This window comes from Micromonospora sp. CA-263727 (assembly GCF_050942455.1).
Classification (GTDB): Bacteria; Actinomycetota; Actinomycetes; order Mycobacteriales; family Micromonosporaceae; genus Micromonospora.
The window spans coordinates 2,559,660-2,583,865 of record NZ_CP192031.1; the positions used below are offsets into that span (position 1 = coordinate 2,559,660).

At 73.6% G+C, this 24,206-nt stretch carries 21 protein-coding genes and 1 pseudogene; 17 read left to right on the forward strand and 5 right to left on the reverse strand.

Features of this window, described 5'->3' with window-relative positions; all coding sequences use genetic code 11:
* Positions 1-13 precede the first annotated feature (13 nt).
* The gene (locus ACQPYA_RS11615; RefSeq protein ID WP_433532613.1) at positions 14-898 is read right to left on the reverse strand and encodes a Crp/Fnr family transcriptional regulator; all 885 of its coding nucleotides are present in this window, start codon (positions 896-898) and stop codon (positions 14-16) included.
* A gap of 169 nt (positions 899-1,067) precedes the next feature.
* Here ACQPYA_RS11615 and ACQPYA_RS11620 point away from each other — a divergent pair, with 169 nt between their 5' ends.
* The 17 genes and pseudogenes from ACQPYA_RS11620 (at position 1,068) to ACQPYA_RS11700 (ending at position 18,924) form a co-directional block, all read left to right on the forward strand.
* A complete protein-coding gene (locus ACQPYA_RS11620; protein ID WP_433532614.1) occupies positions 1,068-1,937 on the forward strand; it encodes a hypothetical protein in 870 nt (289 codons plus the stop codon).
* Complete coding sequence (locus ACQPYA_RS11625) at positions 1,934-4,198, forward strand: hypothetical protein (RefSeq protein ID WP_433532615.1); 2,265 nt, start codon at positions 1,934-1,936, stop codon at positions 4,196-4,198. The genes ACQPYA_RS11620 and ACQPYA_RS11625 overlap by 4 nt, the downstream gene beginning before the upstream one ends.
* The gene (locus ACQPYA_RS11630; protein ID WP_433532616.1) at positions 4,198-5,010 is read left to right on the forward strand and encodes a hypothetical protein; all 813 of its coding nucleotides are present in this window, start codon (positions 4,198-4,200) and stop codon (positions 5,008-5,010) included. The genes ACQPYA_RS11625 and ACQPYA_RS11630 overlap by 1 nt, the downstream gene beginning before the upstream one ends.
* Before the next feature lie 175 nt (positions 5,011-5,185).
* Positions 5,186-6,388, forward strand: coding sequence for a nucleotide sugar dehydrogenase (locus ACQPYA_RS11635; protein ID WP_433532617.1), 1,203 nt, complete (start codon positions 5,186-5,188; stop codon positions 6,386-6,388).
* Complete coding sequence (locus ACQPYA_RS11640; protein WP_433532618.1) at positions 6,385-7,161, forward strand: glycosyltransferase family 2 protein; 777 nt, start codon at positions 6,385-6,387, stop codon at positions 7,159-7,161. Before ACQPYA_RS11635 ends, ACQPYA_RS11640 begins: the two co-directional genes overlap by 4 nt.
* 8 nt (positions 7,162-7,169) lie before the next feature.
* Positions 7,170-8,195, forward strand: coding sequence for an NAD-dependent epimerase/dehydratase family protein (locus ACQPYA_RS11645; RefSeq protein WP_433532619.1), 1,026 nt, complete (start codon positions 7,170-7,172; stop codon positions 8,193-8,195).
* Positions 8,196-8,359: 164 nt separating this feature from the next.
* Positions 8,360-9,361 (forward strand): N-acetyl-gamma-glutamyl-phosphate reductase, encoded by a 1,002-nt coding sequence (gene argC / locus ACQPYA_RS11650; RefSeq protein ID WP_433532620.1) that lies wholly within the window; start codon positions 8,360-8,362, stop codon positions 9,359-9,361.
* Between the two features lie 115 nt (positions 9,362-9,476).
* Entirely contained in the window at positions 9,477-10,364 is an 888-nt protein-coding gene (argB, locus tag ACQPYA_RS11655) for an acetylglutamate kinase (RefSeq protein ID WP_433532621.1), read from the forward strand.
* A 156-nt stretch (positions 10,365-10,520) separates the two neighbouring features.
* Positions 10,521-11,756, forward strand: a complete 1,236-nt coding sequence (locus ACQPYA_RS11660) for an acetylornithine transaminase (RefSeq protein WP_433532622.1) — start codon at positions 10,521-10,523, stop codon at positions 11,754-11,756.
* On the forward strand, positions 11,753-12,679 hold the full coding sequence (argF, locus tag ACQPYA_RS11665; RefSeq protein WP_433532623.1) for an ornithine carbamoyltransferase: 927 nt from the start codon (positions 11,753-11,755) through the stop codon (positions 12,677-12,679). Before ACQPYA_RS11660 ends, argF begins: the two co-directional genes overlap by 4 nt.
* On the forward strand, positions 12,676-13,191 hold the full coding sequence (locus tag ACQPYA_RS11670) for an arginine repressor (RefSeq protein ID WP_433532624.1): 516 nt from the start codon (positions 12,676-12,678) through the stop codon (positions 13,189-13,191). Before argF ends, ACQPYA_RS11670 begins: the two co-directional genes overlap by 4 nt.
* Positions 13,188-14,246 (forward strand): annotated as a pseudogene (locus ACQPYA_RS11675) (argininosuccinate synthase); the annotation flags it as partial. The gene ACQPYA_RS11670 and the pseudogene ACQPYA_RS11675, both read left to right, overlap by 4 nt.
* Positions 14,247-14,281: 35 nt before the next feature.
* On the forward strand, positions 14,282-15,745 hold the full coding sequence (gene argH / locus ACQPYA_RS11680) for an argininosuccinate lyase (RefSeq protein WP_433533475.1): 1,464 nt from the start codon (positions 14,282-14,284) through the stop codon (positions 15,743-15,745).
* Positions 15,746-15,916: 171 nt separating this feature from the next.
* A complete protein-coding gene (locus tag ACQPYA_RS11685) occupies positions 15,917-16,357 on the forward strand; it encodes a MarR family winged helix-turn-helix transcriptional regulator (protein WP_433532625.1) in 441 nt (146 codons plus the stop codon).
* Between the two features lie 116 nt (positions 16,358-16,473).
* Positions 16,474-17,097, forward strand: a complete 624-nt coding sequence (locus ACQPYA_RS11690) for a DNA-3-methyladenine glycosylase (protein WP_433532626.1) — start codon at positions 16,474-16,476, stop codon at positions 17,095-17,097.
* 70 nt (positions 17,098-17,167) lie between these two features.
* Positions 17,168-18,304, forward strand: a complete 1,137-nt coding sequence (locus ACQPYA_RS11695) for an LLM class flavin-dependent oxidoreductase (RefSeq protein ID WP_433532627.1) — start codon at positions 17,168-17,170, stop codon at positions 18,302-18,304.
* Positions 18,301-18,924, forward strand: a complete 624-nt coding sequence (locus tag ACQPYA_RS11700) for an FMN reductase (protein WP_433532628.1) — start codon at positions 18,301-18,303, stop codon at positions 18,922-18,924. Before ACQPYA_RS11695 ends, ACQPYA_RS11700 begins: the two co-directional genes overlap by 4 nt.
* Positions 18,925-18,990: 66 nt before the next feature.
* On the opposite strand, the gene ACQPYA_RS11705 is transcribed toward ACQPYA_RS11700, so the two are convergent.
* The 4 genes from ACQPYA_RS11705 to ACQPYA_RS11720 form a co-directional block, all read right to left on the reverse strand.
* Positions 18,991-19,836 (reverse strand): universal stress protein, encoded by an 846-nt coding sequence (locus ACQPYA_RS11705; protein WP_433532629.1) that lies wholly within the window; start codon positions 19,834-19,836, stop codon positions 18,991-18,993.
* Between the two features lie 156 nt (positions 19,837-19,992).
* Positions 19,993-20,889: a universal stress protein gene (locus ACQPYA_RS11710; RefSeq protein ID WP_433532630.1), complete on the reverse strand. Its 897-nt coding sequence runs from the start codon at positions 20,887-20,889 to the stop codon at positions 19,993-19,995.
* Positions 20,886-23,528, reverse strand: coding sequence for a cation-translocating P-type ATPase (locus ACQPYA_RS11715; protein WP_433532631.1), 2,643 nt, complete (start codon positions 23,526-23,528; stop codon positions 20,886-20,888). The genes ACQPYA_RS11710 and ACQPYA_RS11715 overlap by 4 nt, the downstream gene beginning before the upstream one ends.
* Before the next feature lie 229 nt (positions 23,529-23,757).
* Positions 23,758-24,198 carry a hypothetical protein gene (locus tag ACQPYA_RS11720; protein ID WP_433532632.1) on the reverse strand — a complete coding sequence of 147 codons (441 nt, stop codon included), beginning with the start codon at positions 24,196-24,198 and terminating at the stop codon, positions 23,758-23,760.
* Positions 24,199-24,206 lie beyond the last annotated feature (8 nt).

The following is a 24,206-nucleotide window of genomic DNA, read 5'->3' on the forward strand; positions in this document are numbered from 1 at the left end:
ACGGCGCGTTGGCTTAACGGTCGTCGGCGTCGATGTGGCCGAGGCGCTGGAGGCCGGGGAGGTCGCGAACGGTCATCCGGCGGTAGTCGGTGTCGACCAGCCCGTCGGTGCGCAGTTCCCGGAGACTCTTCTGGATCGAGGTCTCGGAGGCGCCACAGATGGACGCCAGTTCGGGCTGGGTGAGCCGCACGTCGATGACGACCCCGTCGGTTTCCTGCCGGCCATGCGTACGGGACAGCTCCGCGACGACCCGGGCGACCCTGATCTTCACCGGGTACGAGGAGAAGTCGATCCGCCGCCGGTTCGACCAGCGCAGCCGGTCGGCGACCATCGCGGCGAGTTCGAGCGCGGCGTCCGGATTGCCCTTGAGGAACCCGCGGAACCGCTCGGACGTGATCGCGCTGTAGCGAACCTTGCTGCACGCCGTGACGGTCGCCGAGCGGGGCCGGTCGTTGAGCGCCGACATCTCGCCCACCAGGTCGCCGCCGACCCGCAGGGAGAGCAGGGCGGCGCGGCCGTCGGGCAGCGCGGCGGTGACCTTCGTCAGGCCCTCCTCGATCAGCACCAGGTGCGACCGCCGCTGTCCCTCGTGGATCAGGATCTGACCGGCCGGCACCTGACGACGGACACCGAGGTCCAGCATGGCGGCCCGTACGGTCGGGCCGAGCCGCTGGAGGAAGGTGCCGTAGGGCCACTGCGAGTCCTGGGGTGGTTCTCGCCGCATCAACGCTCCCGCTCTGCTCAGCCGTCGACAGCGTCCGCAGCGTAGCCGGCCGACTGCGCTACGCCACGCCCGGTGTAGTGGCGCCGCTACGAAGAGGTACGCGACCAGCAGGCCGATGGTCGGGTACGGGTCCAACTCCAGGGCCAGCAGCACGTCGACCGGCACATTCCACATGCGACAAGTGCACCGCCGGCGGCCGTGCGGGATGCCCGCGCAGGACGGGATGACCGTTGCTGGACAGTCGCCTCGAAAGCCGTACTTCTGGGGGGTCTCGGCGGGGTGTCGCGGGTTGGATGTTCGCTGGTGCCCGGCCGTCGAGGACCGGGGTGAGGAGGGTGACGAGATGCAGCATCCGGAGCGGCGGCTGCTGGTTTGTGTGGACATGGAACGCTACAGCCGGCGTGACAACGTCCAGCAGTACGAGGCACAGCAGGACTTCCACCGGCTGCTCCGCGAGGCGGCCGGTGAGGTGGGCCTGGACCGGGTCGGCTGGACGACGCAGCAGGCCGGCGACGGGGAACTGGCCATCCTGCCCCGGGAGCTTCCCGAGGCGAGGGTCATCGGCCGCTTCCTGCCGGAGCTGAACCGGCGGTTGCGGCGCTACAACGCCAGCCGTCTCCCGGTGGCCCGTATTCGGCTGCGGGTGGCGGTGCACCAGGGCATGGTGCACCTCGACGGGGCCAACGGCTTTCCCGGGCAGGCGGTGGTCATGGTCAGCCGGCTCTGCGACGCGGCACCCGTACGCCGGGCCCTGGCGGCCTTTCCCGATGCCGGGGTCGCCCTGGTGGTCTCCGCGGACATCTACCGCGACGTGGTGACCGAGTATCCCGAGGAGATCCGGCCGGACCGGTTCCGGCGGATCGAGGTGGTCCACGCGGAGAAGGGTTTCCGGGAGCCGGCCTGGCTCACCGTCCTGGACGAGGACATCACCTCCTGGCGGGACGACGCCTCGCCTCCGCCGGCCGCTCCGACGCCCGAGCCGCCCGAGCCGCCGGACCCGCCGGATGCGCCGGATGCGCCGGTGGCATCGGACCCGCCGGTGACGCCGGATCTGCCGGTGGGCCCGGGGCGACGGGGCGGTGCGCCTCCCGTCGCGGGCGGCATCCGCACCGGGGACATCCGGGTGGAGGGCCAGAACGCCATCGGATCCGGCGCGATGGCGATCGGTTCCATCGGCCGTGACGCGGTGCTCCGACCGGAGACGGGCCGATGAGCGGCAACGACCCGACGTCGACCGCCGACGGCGAGGCCGCGGTCCAGGCCGCACCGGAACCCGCCGGCCCCGCACGCCAGGACGGTGCCGGCAACCCGGCGGGGGACGACCACGGGGCAGCGCCGCCGGAGGAGACCGCCGCTGCGGACCCCGCCGACGCCAACGCCGGAGACGACGCCGACGACGAGGACCTCGAAGAATCGCTGGACTCCGGTGACGTGCTACGCCAGCTCGCCGGTCTGTTCGGCGCCCGGATCGATGCCGGCGACATGTTCGTACGGGGGCAGAACGCGACCGGGCACGGTGCCCTGGCGATCGGCACGGTCAACGTCAGCGCCGGGTCGGATTCGGCGGAGGGCCGCCGCGTCTGGTCGGAGACGCTCGGCGAGGCGGCCGTGCTGGAGATGGTCAGCGGCTACGCCCCGGCCGGCAGCGACCAGCAGGTCGACCACCACCTCAAGCAGCGCCAGCTGGTGTGCCTCTCCGGCCCGCCCGGCAGCGGACGGTTCACCTCGGCGTTGGTCGCCTCGGCGCGCCGGCACGGCGTCAACGGGGTGAACGTTCTCGGCGTCGAGCAGCTGACCGACCTGCTCGGGGGAGACCTGGGCCAGGGCCGGGGGTGTGGCTACGTGCTGCGACTCGGCGACGAGGCCGTGCGTACGCTGGACGGCTTCACCCTGGTCGGACTGGCGGCGCGGGCCGCGACCAGCGGCGTGACCCTGGTGCTGGTCGGCGACTTCTCCCGGCGCGTCCAGGATTTCGCCGGGCACGTCGTCGAGCATCGACCGGCCCCGGCGGGCGAGGTGTTCCGGGTTCGCCTGCGGCGGGAGCTGGCGGGTCGGTGCGTGGGCCTCTGCGCCGGTGGCTGTGGCACCGAGTGCGCGGAACGGTACGTCGACGAGGAGTGTCTCGGTCATCCACTGCTCTCGGCGTACCTGACCGGGGAACCCCGGCCCCGCGAGGTGGTCGCCGTGGTGGAGGCCATCGCCCGGACGGCACCACGGGCCGGGTTGCTCACCGACCGGCTGACGCAGCTGCTGCCCCGGCAGCTTCGTGAGCGGGCCGCGCAGATCCTCGACCCGCAGGCGGACGGCGGCGCCGCGGTGGGCTGGCCCGCCGAGCTGGTACGGGCCTTCCGGCTGTCCTGTGTGGTCCTCGCCGGGCTGTCGACGGCGGAGATCCGGCTGGCCGCCAACCGGCTCGTCTCGCCGGACGGGGCCGCGCAGCCGCCCCCGGTACGGTTGCGCGGCGCGACCCTCGACGACCTGCTCGGGCCGACGCTGCGCGCCGCCGTGGTGGTGCCGGACGGGGAGTGGGCCATGGGTGGTACCCGGGTGCACTTCGCGCCGGGTGGCGAACAACTACGTTCCGCCGTGCTCGACGTGGCGTGGACCGAATGGTGGCCGCCCCGGATGCTGCTCGGCTGGCTCGCGGATCTGGTCCGGGCGGACCTGCCGGACGTACGGCAGGCCGCTGCCGCCGCTGTCGGATGGTCGGCGGGCCAGGACGTGCAGGCGGCCCTGGACACGGTGCGTGACCTGGCTCGGGAGCGACGGGCCGGGGTACGGCAGGCGGCCGCGATCGTCCTCGTCGCGATGGCGATGCAGCCCCGGCTGCGGTCGCGGGTCAGCGCCGAGTTGGAGCGCTGGGCCGCCGGTCCGGCGGCACATCTGCGGGACACCGTCGCCCGCGCCCACGAACTCGGGTTGGCCCGGCTGTGGCCGGACGCGGCCCTGGTGCAGCTGCGCCTGGTGGCCACGGGTCGGATGCAACGGTGGCACAACTCGGTGGTCCGCGGCCTGGTCGAGGTCTATCAGGGCGGACACGGGGCCGCCCTGATGCCCGCTCTGGCGCAGTGGACCAGGGATCCCGATCGCGAGGTCCGGCTGCACGCCGCGCGGGCGCTGCGGATCCTGGCCGAACGGTGGGCCCGGCCACCCCGGGAACACTGGCCCGAACTGCTGGATCTGGCGCGCCGGGACGTCATCTCCCCCGATGACCTGGCGACCCTCTGGGCGACGGCGCTGAGCCTGCCCGAGACGGCGTACCGGGCCTGGCGGACGCTCGGCTTCTGGCTCAGCCGGGCGGACGGCCAGCCCGAGGTCGCCGGGTACGTCCTGGCGTTGTTGCGGCTCGTGCTGGCCGGCCGCACCCCGCTGCGCCGCCGGCTCGACCACCAGTTGCGGCACGTCTGGCGTCCGGTCATGCCCCGGTGCGCCCTGCTCGACGACGTCGAAAACCTGATCGATGAGGATGCCTGATGACCACACAATCCCCGGGGACCCCACACGTCCGGCACGGCGTGCCGCAGCAGGCGCAACGCCGGTGGTGGCACACGATCTTCCCGCCCGCTCCCGTCCCGGTGGCGCCGGCCGCGCCTCCTCAGGTGACCTTCCGGCAGGACGTGCCGCACCCTCTTCTCGTACCGGCGAAGGGCGACGCCTTCGATTTCCGGCTGCACGTCGTCTATTTCTGGACCGCGAGCTACATGAGCTTCGAGGAGCTGCAACTACGCGCCGAGACGCTGCTGCCCTGGGCGGGTGGGATCGTCCGGGAGCGGGCGGTCGACCTCGCCCGCGAGCACGAGCCACACCGCGCCCATGACCTCGAACGGGCCTTGAACAACCTGCTGATGCACCAGCGTTGGCCGCAGGACCCGAAGCTGCCGCAGTTCTCGGTGCGCCTGCGGGTCAGCCCGGACGAGCAGGTGCGCAAACGGCTCCGGCCGTACTGGGAGGAGCGGATCAAGCTCGAATGCGACCACGAGCTTGAGAAGATCCGGGCCCGGCAGGCCGACGACCTGACGCGGCGGTGGGGCGCGGTGTTGCAGAGCCTCCAGGACGATCCGGTCACCGCGCACGCCGCGCGACTGACCGGTGAACAGTTCGCCGAGGTGTTCCGGCGCTATGTGGAGGAACGCCGCGACATCGTTCCGGATCTGGTGAGCCTGCTCCGGGAGGCGGTCAAGGGGCACGGCGACCTCGGTCTCGGTCCGTCCGAGTACACCCAGGCGTGGGATGTCGCGCTGCGAGCGTACGAGCGGCACTACGGGCTCGCCCGACAGGCGACGTGACTGCTGCACCGGCTCTTCCTCCCTGGCGGGGGAAGAGCCGGTGGGGCGGTGCAGCATCCACCGAACGGGTATAACCGACGGAATTTTTGGTTACCCACGAGTCACGTTGGAGCGGATAGCCTGCTGTGATCCCGATGACCGGGATCACACCCGCCACCCCCACGGGAGTCCGCTCATGTCCGACGCTCAACCCGCCCCGGTCGACGTCTGCATCGTCGGTGGTTGTGGCCGGGTGGGCCTGCCACTCGGCATCGCCTTCGCCGCCCGCGGGCTCTCCGTCGTGCTGTACGACATCAACGCCGACGCGGTCGCCACCGTCAACGCCGCCACGCTGCCCTTCGCCGAGCCCGGCGCGGCCGGGCCGCTGGCCGAGGCGGTCGCCTCGGGCCGGCTGCGGGCCACCACCGACCCGGCCGCGGTCGGCCTCTCGGAACACCTGGTGGTCGTGGTGGGCACCCCGGTCGACGAGCATCTCAACCCGGATCTCGGTGCGGTGCCGAGGGCCCTGGAGCGCTGTGCCGAGCACCTGCGCGACGGGCAGCTGGTCGTGCTACGCAGCACCGTCTACCCGGGAGTGACCGCGTTGACCGAGAAGTTGCTGGCCGGCCGGGGAGTGCACGCGGATGTCGCCTTCTGCCCGGAGCGTATCGCCGAGGGCCACGCGATGACCGAGCTGTTCACGCTGCCGCAGATCGTCGCCGCGCGTACGCCGGAGGCGCTGGCCCGGGCCGAGAAGCTGTTCCGGCACCTGACCGACGAAATCGTGCCGCTCGCGCCGGAGGAGGCGGAGCTGGCGAAGCTGTTCACCAACACCTGGCGGTACATCAAGTTCGCCACCGCCAACCAGTTCTGGATGATGGCCAACGACTTCGGGTTGGACTTCGCCCGGATCCGGCACGCGGTGGCCCACGACTATCCGCGCGCCGCGGACCTGCCGATGCCCGGGTTCGCCGCCGGGCCGTGCCTGTTCAAGGACACCATGCAGCTGGCCGCGTTCAACCGGAACAACTTCGTTCTCGGCCACTCGGCGATGCTGATCAACGAGGGCCTGCCGCTGTATCTGGTGTCCCGTCTGGAGGGTCGGTTCGACCTGGCCGCCTCGACGGTGGGCATCCTCGGCATGGCCTTCAAGGGGGGCAGCGACGATCCCCGGGAGAGCCTGGCGTACAAGCTGCGCAAGATCCTGGCGCTGAAGACCCGGGAGACGCTCTGCACCGACCCGTACGTGAGCGACGAGCGCCTCGTCGCCCTCGACGAGGTGCTGAGCCGGGCCGACCTGCTGGTCATCGCCGCTCCGCACGAGCAGTACGCCGACCTGGACACCGACAAACCGGTGATCGACATGTGGGGCCTGACCGGGCAGGGGGTGCGGGTGTGAACCCCCGGGTCTCGGTCATCGTGCCGGTCTACAACGAGGGTGAGGCGATCGTCCGCTGCCTGGAGCGGATGCTGCGGGAGCTGCTGCTCCCGGCCGAGGTGCTCATCGTGCACGACATGCCCGAGGACAGCACCGTCCCGTACGTCGCGCAGATCGCGCGTACCGACCCGCGGGTGCGGTCGGTGCTCAACACCTACGGTCGGGGACCGGCCAACGCGATCCGGTTCGGCATCGACGCGGCGCTGGCGCCGGTCGCGGTGGTGACGATGGCCGACGGCTGCGACGACCCCCGGCAGATCGACGAGCTGGCCCGGCTGGTGGACCGGGGTGTGGTGGTGGCCGCCGCCTCCCGGTACATGCCCGGCGGCCAGCAGGTCGGTGGGCCGAGGCTGAAGCGGATGATGTCGCGCTGGGCGGGCCGCAGCCTCTACACCCTGGCCCGGGTGGGCACCCGGGACGCCACCAACAGCTTCAAGGCGTACGACACCGCGTTCGTCCGCGAGGTGGGCATCGAGTCGCGGACCGGTTTCGAGATCGGGTTGGAGTTGACCGCCAAGGCGACCCGGTTGCGCTTACCGGTGGCCGAGATACCGACCATCTGGCTGGACCGGCCGCTCGGCGAGTCCCACTTCGACCTGGGGCGCTTCCTCCCCGGCTACCTGCGGTGGTACCTGTTCGCCTACGGTCGACGGCTGAGCCCGGAGAAGCTGGCCGCGCGGCTTCGGCCGGCGCCGGCCCCGGCCCGCAGCACCGAGTACGAGAAAACGGCATAGGAGCGCAGGTGGCGAAGATCCTGGTAACCGGTTCGGCCGGCTTCATCGGCGGCTACCTCGTCGCGGAGCTGCTGGATCGCGGCCACGAGGTGGTCGGCGTCGACAACTTCTCCAAGTACGGTCCGGTCAGCCACAGCTACGACGCGCATCCCCGGTTCCGTTTCGTCGAGGGCGACGCCCGTGACGTCGACCTGCTGACCGACCTGCTCGACGGCTGCGACCACCTGGTGGCCGGGGCGGCGATGATCGGCGGGATCTCCTACTTCCACGCGTACGCCTATGACCTGCTCGCCACCAACGAGCGGATCATGGCGTCGACCTGCGACGCGGCGGTCCGGGCGCACCGGGACGGCCGGCTGGCCAAGGTCACCTACCTCTCCTCCTCGATGGTGTACGAGTCGACCGGGCACTGGCCGAGCCGGGAGGGCGACGAGCGGCGCATCCCGCCGCCGCTGTCGTCGTACGGCTTCCAGAAACTGGCCGTGGAGTACTACGCCCGGGCCGCCTGGGAGCAGTACCAGCTGCCGTACACCATCGTGCGTCCGTTCAACTGCGTCGGCGTGGGGGAGGGGCGCGCGCTCGGGCAGGCCGAGGTGCTCTCCGGCAACGTGAAGCTGGCCATGTCGCACGTGGTGCCCGACCTGGTGCAGAAGATCGTCAAGGGGCAGGACCCGCTGCACATCCTCGGCGCGGGCGATCAGGTGCGGCACTACACCTACGGCGGCGACCTGGCCCGGGGGATCGCGCTCGCGGTCGAGCATCCGGCGGCGCGCAACGATGACTTCAACCTCTCCACCGCCCAGTCGACCACGGTGCTGGAGCTGGCCGAACTGATCTGGCGCAAGATCAAGGGACCGGATGTGCCGTTCCGGCACGTCAGCGACGAACCGTTCCAGTACGACGTGCAGAAGCGGGTGCCGGACACCAGGAAGGCCGGCGATCTGCTCGGCTTCACCGCCACCACCTCGCTGGACGAGATGCTCGACGAGGTCATCCCCTGGGTAACCCAAGCCGTAGCCGAATCCCGCCTCTGACTGTAAGGAAGGGCCCCCTGTTAACGCCTCCGGTAGAGCAGGGGCCCCCTATTAACAAGCACAGCTGATCGGCATCGATGTAATTCTCATGCGGCAGGTTGCATGAACTTGCAGCAGGATGTCGCCGCTGCTAGCCTCGATTGCATAGTCATGCGGAGGTGGGTATGGGGATTCGGGTCGCGGTTGCCGGTGCTAGTGGCTATGCCGGGGGTGAGCTGCTGCGCCTGCTTGCCGGGCATCCCGAATTCGACGTGCTGGCCGCCACCGCGCACCGCCAGGCCGGGCAGCCGCTGGACGCGGTCCATCCGCAGCTTACCGGGCTCGACCTGATCCTCGCCGACACGACACCGCAGGTGCTGGCCGAGGCCGACCTGGTCTTCCTCGCCCTGCCGCACGGCGAGTCCGCGGCCATCGCGGCCCAGTTGCCGGCCGGGGTGCGGGTCGTCGACCTCGGCGCGGACCACCGGCTCGTCGACGGCGACGCCTGGGCCAGCTACTACGGTGGCCCGCACGCCGGCGCCTGGACCTACGGCCTGCCCGAGCTGCCCGGCCAGCGGGAGCGGATCGCCGCCTCGTCACGGGTGGCCAACACCGGTTGCTACGCCGCGACGATCATCCTCGCGCTCGCCCCGCTGATCGCCGCCGGTGCCGCCCAGCCGTCGGACGTGGTGGTCGTCGCCGCCTCCGGCACCTCGGGCGCCGGTCGGGCCGCCAAGCCGCACCTGCTCGCCAGCGAGGTGATGGGCGACCTGTCGCCGTACCGGGTCGGCGCCCACCAGCACGTGCCGGAAATCAAGCAGGCCACCGGCGCGACCGGCCTCTCCTTCACCCCGGTGCTGGCGCCGATGCCGCGCGGCATCCTGGCCACGGTGACGGCGCTGCCGGCCGGCGAGGCGGACCCGCGCGCGGTGCTGGCCGAGGCGTACGCGGGCGCGCCGTTCGTGCACCTGCTGCCCGAGGGCCGGTGGCCGCACACCGCGGCCACCCTCGGTGCCAACTCCTGCCACCTACAGGCCACTGTGGACCTCGACTCCGGCCGGCTGATCGTGGCCGCCGCCCTGGACAACCTCGGCAAGGGCGCGGCCGGTCAGGCGGTGCAGAACGCCAACCTGATGTTCGGGCTGCCGGAGACCACCGGCCTGTCCCGCTGGGGGGTCGCCCCGTGAGCACGGTCGGCGCGGGTGCCGTTCGACTCCCGGCACGCGCCACCCACGGCCACCCCCGGGGCGCGAGCGGCGCGGCACGGCGGGGCACCGCGAGCGGCGACGAAAGGTTGGCCCGGTGACACTCTCCTCGGATCTCACCCGGGCGCAGGCCAAGGCGGCCACGCTGATCGAGGTGCTGCCCTGGCTGGCCCGCTTCTCCGGGGCCACCGTCGTGGTCAAGTACGGCGGCAACGCGATGGTCGACGCGGAGCTGCAACGGGCCTTCGCCGCCGACATGGTGTTCCTGCGCTACGTCGGCCTCAGGCCGGTGGTGGTGCACGGCGGCGGCCCGCAGATCTCGGCCATGCTCGGCCGGCTCGGCATCGACAGCGAGTTCCGGGGCGGCCTGCGGGTGACCACCCCGGAGGCGATGGACGTGGTCCGGATGGTGCTGGTCGGGCAGGTCGGCCGGGAACTGGTCGGGCTGATCAACGCGCACGGCCCGTTCGCGGTCGGCCTCTCCGGCGAGGATGCCGGGCTGTTCACCGCCGTGCGGCGGCCCGCGTACGTCGACGGGAAGCCGGTCGACATCGGGCAGGTCGGCGACGTCGAGTCGGTGGACACCTCGGCGGTGGCCGACCTGATCGCGGCCGGCCGGATCCCGGTGATCTCCACTGTGGCGCCGGACGCCGACGGGGTGCTGCACAACCTCAACGCGGACACCGCCGCCGCCGCGCTCGCCGTCGCGCTGCGGGCGCGCAAGCTGGTCGTCCTCACCGACGTGCCCGGCCTGTACGCCGACTGGCCGGACACCTCCAGCCTGGTCAGCGAGATCACCACGGACGACCTGGCGAAGCTGCTGCCCTCGTTGGAGTCGGGCATGGTGCCCAAGATGGAGGCATGCCTGCGGGCCGTCAGCGGGGGAGTGCCCGCCGCGCACGTCGTCGACGGCCGGGTCGCCCACTCCACGCTGCTGGAAGTGTTCACGTCGGAGGGCTTCGGAACGATGGTGATCGCGGCATGAGCGAGCGTCAGCGAGTGAGTCATCAATGCGGTGCGGTGGTGCCTCATGGCGGCCCGGAGCGAAGCGGAGTGCCGGCATGAGCGAGCGTCAGCGAGTGAATCATCAATGCAGTGCGGTGGTGCCTCATGGCGGCCCGGAGCGAAGCGGAGTGCCGGCATGAGCGCGCTCGTGGGCCGCTGGCGGCAGTCGATGATGGACAATTACGGCACGCCGCCGCTGGCGCTGGTCTCCGGCTCCGGCGCCGTCGTGGTCGACGACGCCGGCCGGGAGTACGTCGACCTGCTCGGCGGGATCGCCGTCAACTCCCTCGGGCACGCCCATCCGGCCGTGGTGGCCGCCGTGTCGAAGCAGGTCGCCACCCTCGGGCACGTCTCCAACCTGTATGTCGCCGAGCCGCCGGTGGCCCTGGCCGAGCTGCTGCTGGCCCTGGCGGGACGGCCGGGGCGGGTCTTCTTCGCCAACTCGGGCGCGGAGGCCAACGAGGCGGCGTTCAAGCTGTCCCGGCGCACCGGGCGCGCCCACGTGGTCGCCACCGTCGGCGGCTTCCACGGCCGCACCATGGGGGCGCTGGCGTTGACCGGCCAGCCGGCCAAGGCCGACCCGTTCCGGCCGTTGCCGGGCGAGGTCACCCACGTCCCGTACGGCGATGTCGCGGCCCTGGAGGCGGCGGTCACCGACGCCACGGCCATGGTGATCCTGGAGCCGATCCAGGGCGAGAACGGGGTGATCGTCCCGCCGGCCGGCTACCTCGCGGCGGCCCGGCGGATCACCGCCCGGCACGGCACGCTGCTGGTGCTCGACGAGGTGCAGACCGGCGTCGGCCGTACCGGGCACTGGTTCGCCCATCAGGCCGACGGCGTCGAGCCGGACGTGGTGACCCTGGCCAAGGGGCTCGGCGGCGGGCTGCCGATCGGGGCCACCCTCGCCTTCGGCCCGGCCGCCGACCTGCTCGGCCCCGGCTCGCACGGCAGCACCTTCGGCGGCAACCCGGTCAGCTGTGCCGCCGCCCTGGCGGTGATCTCCACCATCGCCCACGAGGGGCTGCTCGACCACGTCAAGCGGGTCGGCGAGCGGCTGCGCCGGGGCATCGAGGCGCTCGGCCACCCGCTGGTCGGCGGCGTGCGGGGCGCCGGGCTGCTGCTCGGTATCACCCTGACCGCACCGGTGGCGCCCGCCGCCGCGGAGGCGCTGCGCGAGGCGGGTTTCCTGGTCAACCCGATCCAGCCCGACGTCCTCCGCCTGGCCCCACCCCTGATCCTCACCCCCACCCAGGCCGACGCCTTCCTCGCCGCCCTCCCCACCGCCCTTCCAGTGGACCTTGGTACGAAGATGCCCGCGGAGGGGCCGGCGCTCACCACGATCTCGACCGACTCGACGGAGGCTTCCGCGTGACCCGGCATTTTCTGCGTGATGACGACCTGTCGCCCGACGAGCAGGGGGCGGTGCTGGATCTGGCGGCTCGGATGAAGGCCGACCGGTTCGGGTACACACCGCTGGCCGGACCACGCTCGGTGGCCGTGCTCTTCGACAAGCAGAGCCTGCGTACCCGGATCTCCTTCGACGCCGGCATCGCCGAACTCGGCGGCCACCCGCTCGTGGTGGACACCCAGGTCACCCACTTCGGTCGGGGCGAGACGCTCGGCGACGCCGGCCGGGTGCTGTCCCGTTACGTGGCGGCGATCGTGCTGCGTACCCACGGTGACGACCGGATCGCGGAGGTGGCGGCCGGGGCCACCGTGCCGGTGCTCAACGCGCTGACCGACGGGTTCCACCCCTGCCAACTGCTGGCCGACCTGCTCACCGTCCGGGAGCGGTGCGGCGGCACCGCCGGGCGGACCCTGGCGTACGTCGGTGACGCGGCGAACAACATGTCCCACTCGTGCCTGCTGGCCGGCGCGACCGCCGGGATGCACGTGCGGGTCGCCGGCCCGGCCGGCTTCCGGCCCGCCGCGGACGTGGTGGCCCGCGCCGAGGCGATCGCCGCCGGCACCGGCGGCTCGGTACGGGTGCTCACCGATCCGGTCGCCGCGGTCCGGGGCGCGGACGTGGTGGCCACCGACACCTGGACGTCGATGGGGCAGGAGGGTGACGGGCTGGACCGGCTCACCCCGTTCCTGCCGTACCAGGTCAACAAGGCGCTGCTCGGGCACGCCGCGCCGGAGGCGATCGTGCTGCACTGCCTGCCCGCGCACCGCGGCGAGGAGATCACCGACGAGGTGCTCGACGGCCCGCAGAGCGCCGTCTTCGACCAGGCGGAGAATCGGCTGCATGCCCAGAAGGCGCTGCTGACCTTTCTGCTCGGGGAGAAGACATGACCGCACCGGTGACCCGTGCCGCCCGGCACGCCCGCATCGTCGAGCTGATCCGTGACCAGGCGATCCGGTCGCAGAGCGAGCTGGCCGACCGGCTCGGCGACGAGGGCGTCCAGGTCACCCAGGCCACCCTCTCCCGGGACCTGAAGGAACTCGGCGCGGTCACCGCCCGGGGCGGGGACGGCCGGGCCGTCTACGTCATCCCGGAGGACGGCCACCGTCCGCTACGCGACGCCGAGGCGGCCCCGGCCCGCCTCGTGCGGCTGCTGCGCGAACTGCTCAACGAGGTCGACTCCAGCGGCAACATCGCGGTGCTGCGTACCCCGCCCGGCGCGGCCCACTACCTGGCCAGCGCGCTGGACCGGGCGGGCCTGTCGGAGGTGGTGGGCACCATCGCCGGCGACGACACCATCCTCGTCGTGGCCCGCGAGGCCGACGGCGGCGCCGCGCTCGGTGAACGGCTCGCCGGTTGGGCCCGCCGCGACGAGCACGTCGAAGGGATCGGTGCACCATGACCGAGCGGGTGGTCCTGGCGTACTCGGGCGGGCCGTACACCTCCGTCGCCATCCCGTACCTGGCCGAACAGACCGGCGCCGAGGTGATCGCGGTGGCGGTCGACGTCGGGCAGGGCGGCGAGGACCTCGACGTCGTCCGGCAGCGCGCGCTGGACTGCGGCGCGGTGGCGGCCGAGGCGGTCGACGCGCGCGACGAGTTCGCCGCCGGGTACTGCCTGCCGGCGATCCGGGCCAACGCCCTCCACATGGACCGCTACCCGCTGGTCTCCGCGCTGAGCCGGCCGCTGATCGTCAAGCACCTGGTCGCGGCGGCCCGCGCGCACGGTGGCACCATCGTCGCGCACGGCTGCACCGGCAAGGGCGACGACCAGGTGCGCTTCGAGGTGGGCCTGGCCGCCCTCGCCCCCGACCTGAAGATCGTCGCGCCGGCCCGGGACTTCGCCTGGACGCGCGACGCGGCGATCGCTCTCGCCGAGGAGAAGGGGCTGCCGATCGACGTGTCGGCCCGTTCGCCGTACTCCGTCGACCAGAACCTGTGGGGCCGGGCGGTGGAGACCGGCTTCCCGGAGGACAGCTGGAACGGCCCGGTCGGGGAGCTGTACTCCTACACCGGCGACCCGGCCGAGCCGCGCGACGCCGACGAGGTCGTGATCACCTTCGACGCCGGTGTCCCGGTCGCGATCGACGGCGAGACGGTCACCCCGTACCAGGCGATCCTGGAGCTCAACCGGCGCGCGGGCGAGCAGGGCGTGGGCCGGCTGGCCGGCATCAGGAGCCGCGAGGTGTACGAGGCGCCCGGCGCGCTCACCCTGATCACCGCCCACCAGGAGCTGGAGGCGGTCACCGTCGAACGGGACCTGGCCCGGTTCAAGCGCGGCGTGGACCAGCGCTGGGGCGAGCTGGTCTACGACGGGTTGTGGTTCTCTCCGCTCAAGGAGGCCCTGGACGCGTTCATCGACGACGCCCAGCGGCAGGTCAGCGGTGAGGTGCGGCTGAGCCTGCACGGCGGCCGGGCCACCGTCACCGGCCGGCGCTCCGAGGCCAGCCGCTACGACGCCCGGTTGGGTGGCAGCTGACCATGGGCACCAGAATGGGCGGAGTGGACGACAAGAACTTGACCGAGAACAGCGCAGCGGCCAACCGGATGAGCCTGTGGGGAGGTCGGTTCGCCGGCGGCCCCTCCGAGGCGCTCGCCCGGCTGTCGGTGAGCGTCCAGTTCGACTGGCGGCTGGCGCCGTACGACATCGCCGGCTCCCGGGCGCACGCCCGGGTGCTGGCCGGCGCCGGCCTGCTCGACCCGGAGGAGCTGGGCCGCATCCTCGCCGCCCTGGACGACCTGGAGGCGGCCTGCGCCTCCGGGGCGTTCCGCCCGACCGTCGACGACGAGGACGTGCACACCGCCCTGGAACGCGGGCTGCTGGAGCGGCTCGGCAGCCTCGGCGGCAAGCTGCGCGCCGGCCGGTCCCGCAACGACCAGGTCGCCACGGACCTGCGGCTCTACCTGCGCGACCACGCCCGGGGAGTGGCCGCCCGGCTGGTCGAGCTGGCCGAGGCGCTGGTGGAGCAGGCCGAGCGGCACGTGGAGACCGCCGCGCCGGGCATGACCCACCTCCAGCACGCCCAGCCGGTCACCTTCGGCCACTGGCTGCTGGCCCACGTGCAGCCGCTGCTGCGTGACCTGGAGCGGCTGCGGGACTGGGACCACCGCACCGCGGTCAGCCCGCTCGGCGCCGGTGCGCTGGCCGGTTCGGGGCTGCCGCTGGACCCGGTGGCGGTCTCGAAGGAGCTGGGTTTCCGCACCTCCTTCGCCAACTCGATGGACGCGGTCGCCGACCGGGACTTCGTGGCCGAGTTCCTTTTCATCACCGCGCTGGTCGGGGTGCACCTGTCCCGCCTCGGCGAGGAGGTGGTGCTCTGGACGTCGCACGAGTTCGGCTGGGTCGAGCTGGACGACGCCTTCGCCACCGGGTCGTCGATCATGCCGCAGAAGAAGAACGCGGACATCGCCGAGCTGGCCCGGGGCAAGTCCGGCCGGCTGGTCGGCGGCCTGGTCGCCGTGCTCACCATGCTCAAGGGCCTGCCCATGACGTACGACCGGGACATGCAGGAGGACAAGGAGCCGGCCTTCGACGCGGTCGACACCCTGGAACTGCTGCTGCCGGCGCTGGCCGGGATGATCTCCACCATGACGGTACGCGTCGACCGCCTGGTCGCCGCCGCGCCGGTGGGCTTCTCGCTGGCCACCGAGGTTGCCGACTGGCTGGTCCGCAAGGGTGTGCCGTTCCGCGACGCGCACGAGATCACCGGCAAGCTGGTGGCGCTCTGCGCGGCCCGGGACTGCGCCCTCGACGAGGTCTCCGACGACGACCTGGCCGCGGTCAGCGAGCACCTCGACCCGGGCGTACGCGACGTGCTCTCGGTCCGTTCGGCCCTCGCCACCCGGACCACTCCCGGCTCGACCGGCCCCGGCCCGGTCGCCGACCAGCTCGCCGACGCCGCCGACCGCCTGGTCGGTTGGCGCGAGTGGGCCGCCGAGCAGGTCGTCCCCCGCTGACCGGGCCGCCTCCCAGCGGCTTCCGCCGCAAGATCCGCGCAACTTCCGGGATGCTGCTGCCTCCGAGCTGGGTGGGGCAGCAGCATCCCTGAAGTTGCTGCCGGGTGCGTGCGGTTCGGGGCCCGGTGGGGTGGGGCGTGTTGGTGACGCCAACTCGATAGGGTGGACACCATGGAGGAGGTCCCGCAGCGCCTGGCGGTGAAGCCGAGTTGGCTGATCAGCCAGCTTGCCGTGCACGTCCGCCGGCTGGTGACCGACGGTTCCGCCGCAGCGGGGGCGCGCGGATACCACTACCGCATCCTGGCCGCACTGCACGAGTTCGGGCCGGCGAGCCAGGCCCAGCTCGGCCGCCGGTGCCGCATCGACCGCAGCGACGTCGTGGCGGCGGTCAACGAACTGGTCGAGCAGGGCTTCGTCGACCGGACGCCGGACCCGGAGCACGGGCGGCGTAACAGGGTGACCCTCACCAGGAGCGGCCTCCAGCAGTTGCGGCGCATGGACGGGGTGCTCGATCAGGTGCAGGACGAGCTACTCGCGCCGCTGTCGGCCGAGGACCGACAGACGCTGACCCGTCTGCTCGGCCGAGTGCTGGCCCACCACCAACCGGAGTGACCGACGGGGCGCCGACCGCCGCGGCGAGCGCCGCCGTCGCCTGCGGAACCCGAGGCGGCGGCCCGGGCGCGGGAGGGCGGGTTGCCGGTCGGGCTCCGGGCCGGTTACCTGGACGCGTGGACCATCCCTGGCTGCGCGCTCCCGCCGCACACGTCGCCGAGACCGCCCGGACGCTGCTCGGCTGGGAGGTCTCGGCCGGCGGCGTCCGGATCCGGCTGACCGAGGTCGAGGCGTACGCCGGCACCGGCGAGGATCCCGCCTCGCATGCCCATCGCGGCCCCACACCCCGTACGAAGGTGATGTTCGGGCCTGCGGGGCACGCCTACACGTACTTCGTCTTCGGTATGCACTGGTGTCTGAATATCGTCTGCGGCGGCGCGGGTGAGGCGGCGGCGGTGCTGCTGCGCGCGGGGGAGGTGGTGGACGGAGGGGATCTCGCCCGCCAGCGGCGCGGCGACGTGCCCGACCGGGACCTGGCTCGCGGACCCGCCCGGCTGGTGGTGGCCCTGGGGGTCACCGCGGCGGCGAACGGCACCAACGTGATCGACGGCAGCGGGCCGTTGCTGGTGACGCCGCCGACCCGGCCGGTCACCCCGTCGGCGGTCTCCGCCGGCCCGCGGGTCGGCGTGGCCGCCGCGCACGACGTGCCCTGGCGCTTCTGGCTCACCGGCGATCCCACCGTGACTTCGTACCGCCGGCACGCCCCGCGCAAGGGTGGGGGCGGGGAACGGAATAGTTGACTCGTCAAATATGTTGTGTCGGCAGTGCCGGGCGCCATCCGGCCCGGTGGGACGACACGAGGAGCTGGTCATGCAGTTCGGGGTCTTTACTGTTGGCGACGTTACGGTCGATCCGACCAACGGCCGTGAGCCGACCGAGGGCGAGCGGATCAAGGCGATGGTGGCCATCGCGCTCAAGGCCGAGGAGGTCGGTCTCGACGTCTTCGCCACCGGCGAGCACCACAACCCGCCCTTCGTCCCCTCGTCGCCCACCACGATGCTGGGCTACATCGCCGCCCGCACCGAGCGGCTGCTGCTCTCCACCGCGACCACGCTGATCACCACCAACGACCCGGTGAAGATCGCCGAGGACTACGCGATGTTGCAGCACCTGGCCGACGGCCGGGTCGACCTGATGATGGGGCGCGGCAACACCGGGCCGGTCTACCCCTGGTTCGGCCAGGACATCCGTAACGGCATCCCGCTCGCCATCGAGAACTACGACCTGCTGCGCCGGCTCTGGCGCGAGGACGTGGTCGACTGGAAGGGCAAGTTCCGTACCCCGTTGCAGTCGTTCACCTCGACGCCGCGTCCGCTCGACGGCGTGCCGCCGTTCGTCTGGCACGGGTCGATCCGCAGCCCGGAGATCGCCGAGCAGGCCGCGTACTACGGCGATGGCTTCTTCGCCAACCACATCTTCTGGCCGGCCGAGCACACCCGCCGGATGGTGGGCCTCTACCGGCAGCGCTTCGCGCACTACGGCCACGGCACCGCCGACCAGGCCATCGTCGGCCTCGGCGGGCAGGTGTTCATGCGGCGCAACTCCCAGGACGCGGTACGCGAGTTCCGGCCGTACTTCGACAACGCCCCGGTCTACGGGCACGGGCCGTCGCTGGAGGAGTTCACCGCGCAGACCCCGCTGACCGTGGGCAGCCCGCAGCAGGTCATCGACCGGACCCTCGGCTTCCGCGACTACGTGGGCGACTACCAGCGCCAGCTGTTCCTGGTGGACCACGCCGGGCTGCCGCTGAAGACCGTGCTGGAGCAGCTCGACATCCTCGGCGAGCAGGTCGTGCCGGTGCTGCGCAAGGAGTTCGACGCCCTGCGTCCGGCGCACGTGCCGGTCGCGCCGACCCACGCCGCGCTGCTGGCCGCCGGTGGTGGCACGGACAGCACCGTGCACGCCGTCGACGACGTCACCGGCCGGGCGCCGGAGGCCAGCCGATGACCGCGCGTACCGTCGCCGTGGTCTCGGCCGGTCTCAGCCGGCCCTCGTCCACCCGGCTGCTCGCCGACCAGCTCGCCGGGGCCAGTCGCGACGAGCTGGTCGGGCGCGGCGAGACGGTCGAGCTGCGGCCGGTCGAGCTGCGCGAGCACGCCCACGACATCGTCAACCACCTGCTCACCGGTTTCCCGTCGGAGGCCCTGCGGCAGGTGCTCGACCAGGTCACCGGCGCCGACGGGCTGATCGCCGTCACGCCGATCTTCAACGCCTCGTACAGCGGGCTGTTCAAGTCGTTCTTCGACCTGGTCGACGCCGACGCGCTGGGCGGCCGGCCGGTGCTGATCGGGGCCACCGGGGGCACCGCCCGGCATTCGCTGGCCCTGGAACACGCCCTCCGGCCGATGTTCACCCACCTGCGGGCGGTGGCGCTGCCGACGGCGGTCTTCGCCGCGCCCGAGGACTGGTCCGCCGGCACGGCGGACGGCGCGCTGCGCGCCCGGATCCGCCGTGCCGGCCGGGAACTGGCCGAGCAGGTGCACCGGCGTCCGCCGTCGAGCGGCCCGGCCGACCCGTTCGCCCTCACCACCAGCTTCGACCAGCTGCTGCCCGGCGGCGACGGCTGACCGCAAGGCCGCCCTGACCGCCAAGGCCGTCCCGGGGACAGGCCGTCCCGTGGCGGCGGGGCGGGCTCAGAGTTCGGGGTCGTGCGGGTGGGCGATGAGGACCGGGCAGCGGGCGTGGTGCACCAGCGCCTGGCTGACCGAGCCGAGCAGCAGGCCGGTGAAGCCGCCCCGGCCACGGGATCCGGCCACCACCAGCGCGGCGTCGCCGGTCGCCTCGATCAACGCCTGGTCGGGTTTCGGCGCGACGATCATCCGTTCCTCGACGGTCAGGCCGGGGTGGCTGCCCCGGGCCGCCGCACCCGCCGTGGCCAGCAGCTCCGCCGCCGGCCCGCGGTCGCCTGACTCCCGCTCGTCGGCGACGTGCGCCAGCACCAGGACGGCGCCGCGCCGGGCGGCCTCCTCGGCGCCGTACCCGAGGGCGAGTTCCGCCGACTCCGAGCCGTCCACCCCGACCAGCACCGGCCCCTCGCTTGGAATCGGACGGTCGGGCGGCCGGACCACCAGCACCGGGCAGTGACCGTGCGCGGCGACCTGGGTGCCGACCGAGCCGAGCAGCAGCCCCGCGAAGCCACCCAGGCCCCGGCTGCCCACCACGACCAGCTCCGCCCGCCGGGACTCCTCGACCAGCGTCGCGCCCGGCCCGCCGGCCACCTGGCGCACCTGCACCGTCAGCCCCGGCCACCGGTCGACCAGCTCGGCGGCGGTCTGTTCGAGCATCTTGCGGCCGTCCTCCGTCGGCGACGGCACCCCCACCTCGTACGGGTTGATCGGCACTCCGTAGCCGAGGGGGTGCAGGTAGCCGTGCACCAGGTGCAGCGGGCGGGACCGCCAGACCGCCGCCTGCGCCGCATGCTCCGCGGCGACCAGGCTCGGTGGTGATCCGTCCACTCCCACCACGACAGGTCGGTTCATTGGTCCTCCAGAGGTCGGTCAGGTCATTGTCGTCCGTGGCCCGCCGGTCGGCCGGCCCCCGACACGCCACCCGGGGCCGGCCTACCGGCGGCGCGGCGGGCCGAACCGGTCCGCCGCCCGTGGGGCCGCGCCGGGGGAGCGGCGCGACCCCGTCAGTCAAGATCCTTCGACCGTACGCGGCTTCCGCACGATCGCCACCGGGGAGTGGGCGTGGTGCAGCAGCGCGTGGCTGACCGAGCCGAGCAGCAGTCCGCTCAGCGCGCCGCGCCCCCGCGCGCCGACCACCACCAGTTGGGCGGCCCGGGACTCCTCCACCAGCGCGCGGGCCGGCGAGCCCCGGACCAGGCTCTGCCGCACCGGCACCTCCGGGTAGCGCTCCGACCAGCCGGCGACCGACTCGGCGAGCGTGCGTTCCTCCTCCTCGCGGAAGGCGTCCAGGTCGTAGACGAGCGGCAGGATGTCGCCGGGGCCGGCCGGGGTGGGGTAGAGCCAGGCGTGCACCGCGATCAGCGCCGTGCCGCGGCGGGCCGCCTCCTCGAACGCGAACCCGACCGCCTCCGCGGAGAGCTCCGAGCCGTCGACGCCGACCACCACCGGCCCGTCCGCCCGCGGTTCACCCCGCACCACCAGCACCGGGCTGTCCGCACCGGCGCTGACCTGCACGGCCACCGAGCCGAGCAGCAATCCGGCGAAGCCGCCCAGACCCCGGTTGCCGAGCACGACCAGCGCCGCGGCCCGCGCCTCGGCGAGCAGCACGGCCGTTGGCGCCCCGTCGACCACCGCGCCGGTGACCGCCACGTCCGGGGCGGCCTTGCCGGCCTCGGCCACCGCCTCGGCGACGCACTGCTCGGCCTGGTTGCGCAGGCCCGCGCCGGCGGGCGCGCCGGGCGCGGGGCCCAGCGGCACCCCCATCAGGGGCCAGATGAACGCGTGCACCACCCGCAGTGGGCGACGCCGGTACGCCGCCTCCCGCGCGGCGGCCCGAACGGCGTGCAGGGCAACCTCGGAACCGTCCACACCCACCACGACGGGGGCGCCGGTGTTGCTGGTCATGTCTTCCTCCTTCGGTCCGCCACCAGCCTGACCCATCCGGCGGCGACACGGTCCGCGACCCGCGGTTCCCGTCCACGGGTCAGCCACAGCACCAGGCCGGGCAGGGTGCTCACCGCGGCGCAGGCGAGCAACTCCACGGCACCGAGGGGCTCGGTGCCGAGCAACTCCCGCAGCGGCGCCAGCAGCACCCCGGCCACCTGGAGCAGCGCGGAGACGGCCACCGCGAGCGGCAGCGCCAGGTTGCCCCGCCGCCCGGACGGCGGTCGCGGCGCCCGGACCGCCAGCGCCACCCCGAGCTGGGCCAGGCCGAGCACCACGAAGACCACCGACTGCCACGGCCGGTCCCAGCCGGCGGCGAGCACGCCCGCGCCGAGCGTCACCGCCGCGATCAACGCCCCGGTGACCAGGATCTGCCGGCCCAGACCCGCGCCCAGCACCGACTCCCGTGGCGAGCGCGGCACCCGACGCAGCGCACCGGGCTCGGCCGGCTCGGCGCCGAGGGCGACCCCCGGCAGGCCGTGGGTGAGCAGGTTGATCCAGAGGATCTGGGCCGGCAGCAACGGCACGGCCAGCCCGAACAGCGGCCCGAGCAGCATCACCGCGATCTCGGCCACGCCACCGGAGAGCGCGTAGCGCAGGAACCGGCGGATGTTGTCGTAGATCCGGCGGCCCTCGCCGATCGCGGTGGCCACGGTGGACAGATTGTCGTCGACCAGCACCAGGTCGGCCGCCTGCCGGGCCACCTCCGTGCCGCCGCCCATGGCCACGCCGATGTCGGCCCGCCGCAGCGCCGGCGCGTCGTTGACCCCGTCGCCGGTCATCGCCACCACATGCCCCCGGGACTGCAACCCGGCGACGATGTCGAGCTTCTGCTCCGGCTGGGTACGCGCGAACACCCGCGCCGCCGGGTCCGCGTCCGCGGGATCGCCGGTGTCGCCGCGTACCACCGGATCGCCCTCGGCCCAGAGCCCGAGCTGCCCGGCGATGCTCGCCGCGGTGGCCGGGTGGTCGCCGGTGATCAGCATCAGCCGGACCCCGGCGTCGGCGAAGCTGCCGGCGATCTGCGCCGCCCCGGCCCGCAGCGGATCGCCGACCGCGACCAGCCCCACCGGCCGCAGCCCCTGCGGGTGGGCGGGATCGGCCGGCGGGCTGTCCACCAGGGCGGCGGCCAGCGCGAGCACCCGCAGCCCGTCGCCGGCCATCCGGTGCGCGGCGGCGGTCAGCTCGGCCAGCTCCTCGGCGTCGGCGTCGAGCAGCGGCGCGGCGAGCACGCTCTCCGGCGCGCCCTTGCACACCACCAGGTACCGGCGGTCGCAGGAGCGGTGCACCGTGGTCATCCGGCGCAACCGCTGGTCGAAGGGGTGCTCGGCGACGCGCGGCCAGGCGCTGCGGGTGCGCTGCGCGTCCAGGCCGCACCGGGCGGCGAAGGCCACCAGCGCCGCCTCCAGCGGATCGCCGACGGCCCCCCACTCCGGTCGCTCGTCGTCCGGCCGGGCCAGGGTGGCGTCGTTGCAGAGCAGCCCGGCCCGGGCCAGCCGGCGCAACTCGTCCGGCACGGCCACCGGCGCGCCGTCGCGGTGGACCCGGCCGTACGGGGCGTACCCGGTGCCGGTGACGGCGAACCGCGCGCCGTCGGGGGTGACCGCCTGCTGCACGGCCATCCGACCCTCGGTGAGGGTGCCGGTCTTGTCCGAGGCGATCACGGTGACCGAACCGAGCGTCTCCACCGCGTGCAGCCGCCGGGGGATCGCCCGGGCCGCGGCCATCCGGCGCGCGCCGAGCGCGAGGGCCAGGGTGACCACCGCGGGCAGCGACTCCGGTACGGCGGCCACCACCAGGCTGACCGCGGTGACCGCCATCTCCACCACCGGTCGGCCGCCGAGCACGCCGACGGCGAAGACCAACCCGGAGAGGAGCACGGCGGCGAGGCCGAGGATCCGGCCGAGCGCGGAGAGGCGGCGTTGCAGCGGAGTGGCGGCGGGCCGGGTGGTGGCCGTGAGGGTGGCGATCCGGCCCAACGCGCTCGCCGCCCCGGTGCGTACCACCGTGCCGGCGGCCCGTCCGGTGGTCACCACCGTGCCGGCGCTGACCTCCTCGCCGGCCTCCCGGGCCACCGGCACCGACTCGCCGGTCAACGCCGACTCGTCCAGGTGCAGCCGGCTCGCGTCGTCGAGCAGCAGGTCGGCGGGGACCACGTCGCCGGCCTCGACCCGGACCAGGTCGTCGCGGACCAGGTCGGCGGCGGGCAGCAGCACGTCCCGGCCGTCGCGCACCACCCGGGCGTTCGGTGCGGCCAGCTGGTCGAGCGCGGCGATGGCCCGGTCGGCGCGTACCTCCTGGACCACCCCGATCGCGGTGTTGACCAGGACGACGAGCAGGATGACCGCGGTGTCGGGGTAGTCCCGCAGCGCGGTGGTGACCACGGCGGCGGCCAGCAACAGGGCCACCAGCGGGTCGGTGAGCTGCCGCAGGATCCGGGTGGCCAGGTGCCGGCGGGGCGGCGCGGCGGCGGCGTTCGGCCCGTCGATCCGCAGCCGGCCGAGGGCCTGCGCCGAACTCAGGCCCGCCGCCGGCGTCGGTGTCGCCGGTTGCGTCCGTACCGGTGCGTCCCCGCCCACGACCTGGACCTGTCCGACCACCGTCGGGTCCGCCCTTCCCCACGGCCTGCCCCCGCCGGCACGCCTCCCAGTACCAGCCTGGTCCGGTCCACCGGAGCCCGGCAGGGGCGATCCGCCCGGCCGGCCCGGGACCAAAGACCCTGCCGACCCGGCCGCCCGATCACCCCGGGACGGTGCCGACGGCGACCCGGCGGGCCACCGTCGGCACCGTCCACCCGCGATGCGCCGTGCCCCGGACGCGCGCGGCCGGTCAGCGCTCGACCACCAGCCGGCGGGCCCGCAGCAGCCGGGCCCACCAGGGGCGCGGGGCCTCGGGCGCCGGTGCGCGCAGGCCCCGGAAGCTGACCCAGCCGCCCGGTCCCATGGTCAGCGCGCCGACGGTCGGCGGCCGTCGCCGGCCCCGCACCGCGATCCCGGCGGCGACCAGGCCGACGGCCAGCACCCCGGCCGCCGCGGCGAGCAGCCGGTCCGGGTCGGGCACCGGCCGGTACCGGACGTGCCCGTCGACCGCGACGAAGACCCCGAACGGACGCCCGTCGCGGGTCACCGGCACCAGCGCGGCCGGTGTCGTGCCGGGCAGTTCCAGCACCGGCCCGACCGGGACCGCCGGCACGGGCGGCTCCGGGGTGGGGGCCGGCCGGGCCGGCGGCACGAGCGGCACCGGCCCGGTGGCGTTGAGGATCGCGGTCATCTCGGGTA

Excerpts from the sequence above, each read along its gene's own strand:
- ACQPYA_RS11695 (WP_433532627.1), top strand. The coding sequence starts at position 17,168 with ATGCAGTTCGGGGTCTTTACTGTTGGCGACGTTACGGTCGATCCGACC.
- argC (WP_433532620.1), top strand. The coding sequence starts at position 8,360 with ATGGGGATTCGGGTCGCGGTTGCCGGTGCTAGTGGCTATGCCGGGGGT.
- ACQPYA_RS11620 (WP_433532614.1), top strand. The coding sequence starts at position 1,068 with ATGCAGCATCCGGAGCGGCGGCTGCTGGTTTGTGTGGACATGGAACGC.
- ACQPYA_RS11660 (WP_433532622.1), top strand. The coding sequence starts at position 10,521 with ATGAGCGCGCTCGTGGGCCGCTGGCGGCAGTCGATGATGGACAATTAC.
- argH (WP_433533475.1), top strand. The coding sequence starts at position 14,282 with ATGGGCGGAGTGGACGACAAGAACTTGACCGAGAACAGCGCAGCGGCC.
- ACQPYA_RS11700 (WP_433532628.1), top strand. The coding sequence starts at position 18,301 with ATGACCGCGCGTACCGTCGCCGTGGTCTCGGCCGGTCTCAGCCGGCCC.
- ACQPYA_RS11670 (WP_433532624.1), top strand. The coding sequence starts at position 12,676 with ATGACCGCACCGGTGACCCGTGCCGCCCGGCACGCCCGCATCGTCGAG.
- ACQPYA_RS11710 (WP_433532630.1), bottom strand. The coding sequence starts at position 20,889 with ATGACCAGCAACACCGGCGCCCCCGTCGTGGTGGGTGTGGACGGTTCC.
- ACQPYA_RS11705 (WP_433532629.1), bottom strand. The coding sequence starts at position 19,836 with ATGAACCGACCTGTCGTGGTGGGAGTGGACGGATCACCACCGAGCCTG.
- ACQPYA_RS11625 (WP_433532615.1), top strand. The coding sequence starts at position 1,934 with ATGAGCGGCAACGACCCGACGTCGACCGCCGACGGCGAGGCCGCGGTC.
- ACQPYA_RS11720 (WP_433532632.1), bottom strand. The coding sequence starts at position 24,198 with ATGACCGCGATCCTCAACGCCACCGGGCCGGTGCCGCTCGTGCCGCCG.
- ACQPYA_RS11615 (WP_433532613.1), bottom strand. The coding sequence starts at position 898 with ATGTGGAATGTGCCGGTCGACGTGCTGCTGGCCCTGGAGTTGGACCCG.
- ACQPYA_RS11635 (WP_433532617.1), top strand. The coding sequence starts at position 5,186 with ATGTCCGACGCTCAACCCGCCCCGGTCGACGTCTGCATCGTCGGTGGT.
- ACQPYA_RS11630 (WP_433532616.1), top strand. The coding sequence starts at position 4,198 with ATGACCACACAATCCCCGGGGACCCCACACGTCCGGCACGGCGTGCCG.
- ACQPYA_RS11685 (WP_433532625.1), top strand. The coding sequence starts at position 15,917 with ATGGAGGAGGTCCCGCAGCGCCTGGCGGTGAAGCCGAGTTGGCTGATC.